At 38.7% G+C, this 954-nt stretch carries 2 protein-coding genes; one reads left to right on the forward strand and one right to left on the reverse strand.

Annotation, left to right across the window (positions count from 1 at the left end):
• Nucleotides 1-115: 115 nt before the first annotated feature.
• Nucleotides 116-232, forward strand: a complete 117-nt coding sequence (locus tag H5232_RS24805; protein ID WP_182831682.1) for a transposase — start codon at nucleotides 116-118, stop codon at nucleotides 230-232.
• Between the two features lie 329 nt (nucleotides 233-561).
• Here H5232_RS24805 and H5232_RS23420 read toward each other — a convergent pair.
• Nucleotides 562-954: hypothetical protein (locus tag H5232_RS23420; RefSeq protein ID WP_220496131.1), on the reverse strand; the 393-nt coding region annotated here is incomplete at its 5' end.

The raw sequence follows: 954 nt of genomic DNA on the forward strand, positions 1-954 counted from the left end.
GTGCCCAAGTAATGGTAAAACAGAAGCGCTGATCAGCCCTGTAGTCAATAACGATGTCATGAGACAACACATGTAATTAATCTCAAAAGCCACGGAGGCGGGACGTCATTCGGTCGTGATCGTTGATGTCGCTGGTTGGCCTACTATTGATAGTGTACAACCATTCAATAATGTTACACTAATAAAACTTCCGCCTTACTCCCCGGAGTTAAATCCAATAGAGCAAGTATAGAGTTGGATACGGCAACACTGTTTATCTAATCGTGTGTTTAGTGGTTATGAAGAAATAGTCGAACAGATTTCGTAAGTCTGGAATAAATTCATCTTAGTCCCTGGTACGGTTAAAAGCAAATACTCTAAAGACTGGATCAAATTGACTTAATCTTTATGCAGATTGGTATAAGGAGGCAAGGTATCACAGAGACATTTTTAATGCCTTCATCAACATTGCCCATGTGCCAGCTTGCGTGATCAACTATGACCACAGCGTGCTCTCCATAGCGCGTCGCATCCGAAATGTGTTTGGTATTAGCCTAGAAGGTTGTTAAAATAAATTCGACTTCAATCAGCAAGCCATTGAAATAGAGTGTTATTTTCGGTTGTATTGTTCACTCTGAGTTCTAACAGGGAGCTTATTGAGTTAGATTTAAGATCTAATATTGGATTGCCTTTATTTTCCTCCAAAGTAACATTGTTTTTAAGACCTTTTTCGGTTACTTCACAGGTGCCATTTTTACAAATAACATCAGGTTTTGGTCTGAGGAGCTGCTTATCTGAAGTAATAATAACATACCGATCATCAACCTTAGAAGAATCTTCAAAAGCCTTAAATTTTTCAGCCGAAAAGCTTGGCACTATTCCCGCTTTTATTTCTATCATATGTTGTAGAAATTGGTAACTACCCCTATGAGACAATGCACTTAAACCTGGTTCAGTCATAAACGAAATGAAACC

Origin of the sequence: Pseudoalteromonas sp. SG41-5 (assembly GCF_014164495.1) — a bacterium.
GTDB classification, from domain to species: domain Bacteria; phylum Pseudomonadota; class Gammaproteobacteria; order Enterobacterales; family Alteromonadaceae; genus Pseudoalteromonas; species Pseudoalteromonas rhizosphaerae.